Consider the following 8,421-nt stretch of genomic DNA (forward strand, 5'->3'; position numbering starts at 1 on the left):
TCTCGTCGGCATGACACCGGACTCCGGCCGGCTCGTGGTCGACGAGGTCGACGGCGTGCTCGTGCTGCGGCTCGACCGCCCGGCCCGGCGCAACGCGATGGACCAGGCGCTGGCCGACAGCCTGAGCACCGCGATCGACCGGCTGGAGTCCGTGCCCGGGCTGCGCGCCGGCGTGCTCACCGGCTCGGACACCGTCTTCTCGGCGGGCACCGACCTGAGCCTGCCGAGCGGCCCGCGGACGGCCGCGGGCGGGGAGTACGGCCTGGTCCGCAGGGTCCGCTCGAAGCCGCTCATCGCGGCGGTCGAGGGCCCCGCCGTGGGTGGCGGGTTCGAGATGGTGCTGGCGTGCGACCTGGTGGTCGCGTCGAGCACCGCCTCGTTCGCCCTGCCGGAGGTGCGCCGCGGCGTCGTCGCGAACTGCGGCGCGCTGTTTCGGGCACCGGACCGCCTGCCGGCGACGCTGGCCATGGAGCTGCTGCTGACCGGCGATCCGATGACGGCCGAGCGGGCCCACCGGGCCGGTCTGGTCAACGTTTTGTGCGAGCCCGGGGGTGCGGTCGCCGGGGCGCTGGCCCTGGCGCGGCGGATCGCGGTCAACAGCCCGGCCGCGGTCGCCGCGACCCTGTCGGCGGTGTCGAAGGCACGGGCCGAGGCCGAGGAGCGCGCGTGGCTGCTCACCGCGGTGGCCGACGAGGAGGCCCGCCGGTCCGCCGACCGGGCCGAGGGGATCGCCGCCTTCTTCGAGCGGCGCGCGCCGCGGTGGGCCGTGGGCCCGGCCGGCGATAGGACTTGATGTGTACGTCAACCACCAGTGGGGATGCCCATGACCATCACGAACGAGCGCGGATCGGACTTCTCGCTGCAGGACCGGTTCGAGCAGCGCTCCGGTGCGGTGTACCTGACCGCGATCCAGGCGCTGGTCCGGGTCCTGCTCGACCAGCGGCGGCGGGACAAGGCCGCCGGCCTCGACACCGCCGGGCTGGTCTCGGGCTACCCCGGCTCGCCGCTGGGCGGCGTCGACATCGAGCTGGAGCGGCAGCGCAAGCTCCTGACCGCGCACCACATCCGCCACCAGCCCGGCCTCAACGAGGACCTCGCCGCGACCGCGCTGTGGGGCAGCCAGACGGTCAACGAGCTGCCCGGCGCGACCGTCGACGGCGTGTTCGGCCTGTGGTTCGGCAAGGCCCCGGGCGTGGACCGGGCCGGCGACGCGCTGCGCACGGCCAACATCCGGGGCGCCGCGCGCCACGGCGGTGTGCTCGTGGTGGCCGGCGACGACCCGGACGCGGCATCGACCAACTTCCCGACCGACAGCAACGGCGCGTTCATCGACTGGGGGATGCCGCTGCTGTTCCCGGGCAGCGTGCAGGACATCCTGGACCTCGGCGCGCACGGCTTCGCGCTGTCGCGGGCCAGCGGACTGTGGGTGGGCTTCAAGATGGTCACCGAACTGGCCGACGCGTCGGGCTCCGCCGACGTCTCGCCCGAGCGGCTGACGGTCGTGCCGCCGCCGACGTCCTTCACGCCGGTACTGCGGGTGAACACGCCGGGGCCGCCGATGCGCGAGGCCGAGCGGGACCTGGTGACCGCGCGGCGGCGGATCGCCGAGGCCTACATCGAGACGAACCGGCTCAACCCGCTCGTCGTCGCGCCGCAGGACGCGACGGTCGGCATCGTCGCGCCCGGCACGACCTACTACGACCTGCGGCGCGCCCTGGACCGGCTCGGCCTCGACGAGGCCGTCCTGCTGCGGGCCGGCGTCCGGGTCAAGAAGGTGACGGCGCTGTGGCCGGTGTCCACGGCGGAGTGGCGGGCCTTCGCCGACGGTCTGGAACAGATCTTCGTGATCGAGGAGAAGCGGCCGCTGATCGAGCGGATGCTCAAGGAGGCACTGTACGGGCAGCCGGGCGCGCCGGCGATCTTCGGCAAGACCGACCCCGACGGCCGGGAGCTGCTGCCCGAATACGGCGTGCTCGGCGCCGACCAGCTCGCTGCCGCGCTCGGTCCGGCGCTGGCCGACCGGCTGGGGGCCGTGGTCAGGCTGCCGGAGCAGCGCCGGACGCGGCCGCTACTGCCGCTGGTCACCTCGCGCAAGCCGTTCTTCTGCTCCGGTTGCCCGCACAACAGCTCGCTCGTCGCCCCGGACGGCGCGGTCGTCGCGGCCGGCATCGGCTGCCACATCCTCGAGCTGGTCGTGCCGCGCGAGGAGTACGGCACCATGGCCGGCTACACCCAGATGGGCGGCGAGGGCGCGCAATGGGTCGGCATGGCCCCGTTCACCTCGACCCGGCACATCTTCCAGAACGTCGGCGACGGGACCTTCCACCACTCCGGCAGCCTCGCCCTGCGCCAGGCGGTCGCGGCCGGCGTCAACATCACGTACAAGCTGCTCTACAACAGCGCGGTCGGCATGACCGGCGGGCAGCACGTGGAAGGCGTGCTGGACGTGCCGCGGCTGGTGACGATGCTGCGCGCGGAGGGGGTCGCGCGGATCATCATCACGACCGACGACACCCGCAAGTATCGCCGGATCCGGTTGCCCCGCGGCGTGCAGGTCTGGAAGCGGGACCGGCTCATCGAGGCCCAGGAGACGCTGGCCGCGACGCCGGGCGTCACCGTGCTGCTGCACGACCAGCACTGCGCGGCCGAGAAGCGCCGGCTGCGCAAGCGCCGGCAGCTGGCCCAGCCGACCCAGCGGGTGCTCATCAACGACCGCGTCTGCGAGGGCTGCGGCGACTGCAGTGCCAAGTCGCAGTGCCTGAGCGTGCAGCCCGTCGAGACCGAGTTCGGCCGCAAGACGGCGATCCACCAGTCGTCGTGCAACTTCGACTACTCCTGCGTCAACGGCGACTGCCCGTCGTTCATGCGGGTGGAGACCCGCAAGGCCCGGCAGCCGCGGACGAAGGCGAAGCCGGCGCCGTCCGTCCCGGCCCCGGTGGCCAAGGTGCCCACCGGCGCGTTCAACGTGCACATGACCGGAATCGGCGGCACCGGCGTGGTCACCGTGAGCCAGGTGCTGGCGACCGCGGCCGTTCTCGACGGCAAGCTCGTGCGCAATCTCGACCTCACCGGCTCCAGCCAGAAGGCCGGTCCGGTGGTGTCGCAGCTGCAGGTCTACACCGATCCCGCCGCCGAGCCCGCCGCCCAGATCGAGGACGGCGGGGCCGACCTGCTGCTGGTCTTCGACCTGCTGGCCGCCATGAACCCCCGGGTCCTCGCCAAGGCGTCGCCGGGGCGAACCGTCGCCGTCGGCTCGCTCAGCCCGACCCCGACCGCGGACATGGCGGTCGACCCGAGCGTCGCCTACCCGCCGCTCGACGCTCAGGTCGGCGAGCTCGGCGCGGTGACCCGGGCCGCAGAGAACGTCTTCCTCGACCCCGAGGCGGTCGCCGACGCGGTGTTCGGCAACCACCTGATGACCAACAGCGTGCTCGTCGGCGCCGCGGTGCAGAGCGGCGCGCTGCCGCTGTCGGCGGCCTCCGTCGAGGAGGCGTTCCGGCTCAACGGCACGGCGATCGAGGCCAACGTGGAGGCGTTCCGCTGGGGCCGGGTCGCCGTGGCCGATCCGGCCGCGGTGGCAGCGCTGGTCGAGGCCCGGCAGCGGCGCCTCGGCCGGCTGCCGGTGCCGGCGGCGGTGGCCGAGCGCGTGAGCGGGCTGGCCCGCCGCGCGCCCGCCCTGCACCAGCTGATCGAGACCCGGGCCGGTGACCTCGTGTCGTACCAGGACGCCGCCTACGCGCACGCCTACCTCGACGTCGTCGAGCGGGTAGCCACGGCCGAGGCGGCGGCGACCGGCGCGGCCGGTCCGCTCACGACGGCAGCCGCCACCCAGCTGCACCGGCTGATGGCGTACAAGGACGAGTACGAGGTGGCCCGGCTCCATCTGCTCGATGCCAGCCGCGAGCAGGTGGAGCGCGAGTTCGGCACGGGTGCGAAGGTGTTCTGGTACCTGCATCCGCCCATGCTCCGGGCGATGGGCATGCGGTCGAAGATCCGCCTCGGCCCGTGGTTCCGCCCGGCGTTCGCCGCCCTGGCCGCGTTGAAGCGGGTCCGCCACACCAGGCTCGACGTGTTCGGCTACGCACACGTCCGCCGGGTCGAGCGCGACCTCGTGACCCACTATCGAGCACTGGCCGAGGCGGCGGCCGGCGCGGTCACCCCCGGCACCGTGGACCGGCTGGTCCGCCTGCTCGGCGCCGCCGACGCCGTGCGCGGCTACGAACACGTCAAGCTGCGCAACGTCGCGCGCTACGCGGCCGCGGTCGACTCCCAGGCCCGCGCACTCGGCATCGTCCCCGGCCTCCCGCCGTCGCTCACCGACCTCGCATCGGAGGCGTAGCAAGCCCGCTGCCCGGGTTCGGCCGATGACCGCTCTGGTCAACGCCGAGCCCGGGCCGCGTGCCGTGCTGCGGCCGCGAAACCATGCGGGTGTGACCGGCGAGGGTTTGGCCGTGCGGGCGCGGACGTGACCGCGCCGCCGGCCCGTGCCGGCCCGGCGGTGGCCGATCGGCGGTCAGGATGCCGGCGCGGCGGCGGCGACGGCGCGGTTGAAGGCCGACGAGCCGGACATCGCCATGCCGCCGTCGACGACGACCTGGGCGCCGTTGACGTAGGCGGCGAGCGGCGAGATGAGCACCGCGGCCATGGTCCCGATCTCCTCGGGCTCGGCGAACCGGCCGAGCGGCACCATCTCTGCCCAGACCTCCTCGGTCGCGGACTCGGCCAGGCGGCGCATGCCCTCGGTGCCGTTCACCGGGCCCGGCACGATGGAGTTGGACCGGATGCCATACGGGCCCCACTCCAGCGCCAGCGACCGCATCAGCTGGTCGACGCCGGCCTTCGCGGCCGCCACGTGGACCTGGTGCAGGAACGGCATCTGCGACTGGCCGCCGGACACGAACAGGATGGTGCCGCGGGTCTGGCGCAGCTGCTCGAAGGCGGCGTGCGCGCAGTGGAAGCTGCCGAGCAGATCGATGTCCATGACCGCGCGGAACCCGTTGGAGCTGATGCGCTCGGCGGGGGCGAGGAAGTTGCCAGCGGCGCCGCAGACCAGCGCGTCGATCGGGCCGAAGCGGTCGGCGGCCACGGCGAGGGCGGCGGCCACGGCGCCGGGGTCGCGCACGTCGGCGACGGCATAGGCGGCCTGTGCCCCGCAGCCTTCGAGCTCGTTGGTGGCCGCCCTCAGCTTCTCCTCGGTGCGGCCGCAGATGACGAGATTGGCCCCGACCGAGGCGCACGCCTTGGCGATCGCCAGATTGACGCCGCTGCCACCGCCACTCACGAACACGGTCCGGTCGCGGAGCAGATCCCTGGATACCAGACCGTGCATGCGTCAGCCCCCAACCGAAGACAGAGGTTCGCCGTCAGGTATCGGCGGTGGAACCGAGTGTTCCAGTTACTTGACACAAGTGTCAAGTAACTGGCGGACGGTGGCCCCGGCCGGCCCGGGTCACCGGCGAGCGCCGCCGCGAACCCGGCGAAGCACTTCCGGCGTCGCGCCAACGGTGTGCGCGGCGATGTCCAGGTAGCGCAGCGCGACGCTGTGGGCGGAGAGCCGGCCGCCGGGCTGGAACCACGTCGCCACCGCCTGGATCATGCCCAGCAGGGCGCGTGCGGTGTCGGCGGGCGCGGCGACGTCGAAGCACCCGGCGTCGACGCCGTCCTGGATCGTGCCCAGCAGCAGTCGCTCCACGTCGCGCCGCTTGTCGCTGTACGACTTGCGGTGCTCGGGACTGAGTACGCGGAACTCGTGGTCGAGGTAGGCGATCTTCGTGCTGTTCGCCATGTAGAGCACGAGGCACTCGACAAGATTGAGGAAGCGGGCCGCCGGGTCGTCACCCGCGTCGCGCAGGGCCTCCTCGCAGAGCTGCCTGACCCGGGTGATCGACACGTCCAGCAGCGCGACGAAGATGGCTTCCTTGTTCTGATGGTGGTAGTACAGCGCGGGCACGGTGATGCCGACCCTGCGCGCGATGTCCCGCACCGTCGTGCCGTGGTAGCCCGTCTCGCAGAACGCGTCCAGGGAGTGCGACAGGATCGGTGTCAGTGCCAGATCCGGTGGCTGTCGCCACGTCTGGACGCCGGCTGTCTCCGTGGCAACGGCGGAGCGACGGGGCATAGGGTCTCCTCGGCTTGGGACTCAATGGTTGCACGGCGATCGGACGGCACGTGCCTTGACCGGCTCGCGCCCGACGACCTAGATTTTAGCGAGCGATAAGTAAGTCGGCGTACCCATCCGCATGCCGCACACCGGTCGGTTCCGTGCGCCCAGCCGCAGCGATTGCCCGGGCGCGCCGACGCGGACCGCCGCTCGCCCGCCACAAAGGGGCCAGCGCCGGCGTCGCTACCACTGCCACCCGGCTCCCGCCCGTCACCGGGTGGGGCACGGACGAAAGGTACGACATGGAAATCGCCTCCACCACGGCCCTCATCACCGGGGGCGCGTCCGGTCTCGGGCTGGCCACCGCCGAGCGACTCGTCGCGGCCGGCGCGGCGGTCGTCATCCTGGACCTGCCACAGTCGGACGGCAGGGGCGTGGTGGACCGCCTCGGCCCGCGGGCCGTGTTCGCCGCCGGTGACGTGACCGACCCCGACACCGTCGGAAACGCCATCGTGACCGCCGCCGAGCACGGCGCGTCGATCGGCAAGCCGCTGCGCGTCGTGGTGAACTGCGCAGGCATCGGCCCGCCGGCCAAGGTGGTCGGCCGCGACGGGCCGTTCCCGCTCGACATGTTCCGGCGGACCGTCGAGGTGAACCTCGTCGGCACGTTCAACGTCATCCGGCTGGCGGCCCAGCACCTGCTCGGGCTGGAGTTCGACGGCGAGGAGCGCGGCGTCATCGTCAACACCGCGTCGGTCGCCGCGTACGACGGCCAGGTCGGCCAGGCGGCCTACGCCGCCTCGAAGGCGGCGATCGTGGGCATGACCCTCCCCATCGCGCGGGAGCTCGCCCGGAGCCAGGTCCGGGTGAACACGATCGCACCGGGACTGTTCGCCACGCCGCTGCTGGAAAGCCTGCCCGAGGCCGCGCAGGCCTCGCTCGCCCGGCAGGTGCCCCATCCCAGCCGGCTCGGTCGTCCGTCGGAGTACGCGGCGCTGGTCGAGCACATCATCGTCAACCCGATGATCAACGCGGAGACGATCCGGCTCGACGGCGGGATCCGAATGGCCGCCCGTTGACCGGCCCGCTGACCGGCCCGGTCGCCGGCGTCGCGGCGCGGCCCGGAGGCGGCGACCCGGCCCCCCGGCGCGATGGCGCAGGCGACGTCTACGCCGAGGCGGTCGCGGCCTTCGAGGAGGTCGCGCTGCTGGCCGCGAACGAGCGGGTGCCGCTCGACGACGTGCTGCGCCGGGCCGGGCGGCGCCTGTGCGAACTGCTCGGCGTGAGCCGGTGCTCGGTGTACCTGCGCCGCGCGGACAGCCGGTTCCAGGGGCGGGTCGGCTACAGCGCCGGGCGGCGCAACATCGACGCCGGCGTGCGCCGGCTCGTCTCGGGCGGGGAGCACGACCTGTTCACGGCCGAGATCGTCGGCACCGCGTCCCCCGTGGTCGTGCAGGAGGCGATGACCGATCCGCGCACCATCCGCCGGACGATGCGCCGCTGGGGCGTCCGCGACATGCTCGGCGTCCCGCTCGTCGTCGACGGCGAGGTCATCGGCATCATCTACATGGACAACGAGGCGCAGGAACACCTCTACACGACCCGCGACATCACGCTCGCCCAGGCGTTCGCCGGTCTCGTCGCCATCGCGGTCCGCCAGGCCTGGCTCTACCAGCAGCTCGCCCGCCGCACCCGGACCATCGAGCACCACCGGACGATCCTGGGCGCCGCTCAGGCGCTGTACAGCCGGCTCACCCACGCGGTCCTCGACGGCGCCGAGATCGGCGAGATGCTGGGCCTGACCGCGGAGATGCTGGGCAAGCCGGTCGTCCTGTACGACCCGGAGCTGACCGTCGTCGCCTGGGCCGCCCCGCCGTCGCTCGCCCTGCCCGACGGCCCCGGCCTGACCGCCGTGCAGCGCTGCCTGCCCCAGGTCCGCCGCGTCCTTGCCGAGCTCGACCGGGGCAGCCCGAGCAGCGTGCTGCGGGCAAGTCCGGAACTGGGCTGCCGGCGCCTGTTCGTCAGGCTGGTCGTCGACGGCGCGTGCGCCGGTTACCTCGAGTTGTGCGAGCTCGGCGGCGGGCTGTGCCCGACCGACGCGACGGCGCTCGAACAGGCGGCAACCGCGGTCGCGCTCAAGCTGCTGACAGGATCCCGCCGCGCCGGCGCACTGCCGTACGAGCGGGCGGACTACCTGGCCGACCTGCTCCACGGCCGCCGCGACGCGGCCCGGCTCGCCGACACCGCGGCCGCACTCGGTTTCGACGTCCAGAAGCGCCACCTTGCCCTGCGGCTGGCGTACGCCGGCGACCGGACCGGCG

6 protein-coding genes are annotated in these 8,421 nt (G+C 73.3%); 4 read left to right on the forward strand and 2 right to left on the reverse strand.

Features of this window, described 5'->3' with window-relative positions:
* Positions 1 to 10 precede the first annotated feature (10 nt).
* Positions 11 to 793: an enoyl-CoA hydratase-related protein gene (locus IEZ31_RS36910; protein ID WP_190254726.1), complete on the forward strand. Its 783-nt coding sequence runs from the start codon at positions 11 to 13 to the stop codon at positions 791 to 793.
* 30 nt (positions 794 to 823) lie between these two features.
* Positions 824 to 4,339 (forward strand): indolepyruvate ferredoxin oxidoreductase family protein, encoded by a 3,516-nt coding sequence (locus tag IEZ31_RS36915; protein WP_190254727.1) that lies wholly within the window; start codon positions 824 to 826, stop codon positions 4,337 to 4,339.
* A gap of 174 nt (positions 4,340 to 4,513) precedes the next feature.
* Here the strand turns inward: IEZ31_RS36915 and IEZ31_RS36920 are convergent, their stop codons facing one another.
* Positions 4,514 to 5,329, reverse strand: coding sequence for an SDR family oxidoreductase (locus IEZ31_RS36920; RefSeq protein WP_190254728.1), 816 nt, complete (start codon positions 5,327 to 5,329; stop codon positions 4,514 to 4,516).
* Between the two features lie 120 nt (positions 5,330 to 5,449).
* Positions 5,450 to 6,118 (reverse strand): TetR/AcrR family transcriptional regulator, encoded by a 669-nt coding sequence (locus IEZ31_RS36925; protein ID WP_190254729.1) that lies wholly within the window; start codon positions 6,116 to 6,118, stop codon positions 5,450 to 5,452.
* Between the two features lie 284 nt (positions 6,119 to 6,402).
* Here IEZ31_RS36925 and IEZ31_RS36930 point away from each other — a divergent pair, with 284 nt between their 5' ends.
* Both IEZ31_RS36930 and IEZ31_RS36935 read left to right on the forward strand, forming a co-directional pair.
* On the forward strand, positions 6,403 to 7,179 hold the full coding sequence (locus IEZ31_RS36930) for an SDR family NAD(P)-dependent oxidoreductase (RefSeq protein WP_190254730.1): 777 nt from the start codon (positions 6,403 to 6,405) through the stop codon (positions 7,177 to 7,179).
* On the forward strand, positions 7,176 to 8,421 hold a 1,246-nt coding region (locus IEZ31_RS36935), incomplete at its 3' end, for a GAF domain-containing protein (protein ID WP_190254731.1). The genes IEZ31_RS36930 and IEZ31_RS36935, both read left to right, overlap by 4 nt.

This window comes from Dactylosporangium sucinum (assembly GCF_014647515.1).
GTDB classification, from domain to species: domain Bacteria; phylum Actinomycetota; class Actinomycetes; order Mycobacteriales; family Micromonosporaceae; genus Dactylosporangium; species Dactylosporangium sucinum.

Bases quoted from the DNA above. Each gene is read 5' to 3' on its own strand.
- IEZ31_RS36915 (WP_190254727.1), top strand. From the start codon at position 824: ATGACCATCACGAACGAGCGCGGATCGGACTTCTCGCTGCAGGACCGG.
- IEZ31_RS36925 (WP_190254729.1), bottom strand. From the start codon at position 6,118: ATGCCCCGTCGCTCCGCCGTTGCCACGGAGACAGCCGGCGTCCAGACG.
- IEZ31_RS36910 (WP_190254726.1), top strand. From the start codon at position 11: ATGACACCGGACTCCGGCCGGCTCGTGGTCGACGAGGTCGACGGCGTG.
- IEZ31_RS36930 (WP_190254730.1), top strand. From the start codon at position 6,403: ATGGAAATCGCCTCCACCACGGCCCTCATCACCGGGGGCGCGTCCGGT.
- IEZ31_RS36920 (WP_190254728.1), bottom strand. From the start codon at position 5,329: ATGCACGGTCTGGTATCCAGGGATCTGCTCCGCGACCGGACCGTGTTC.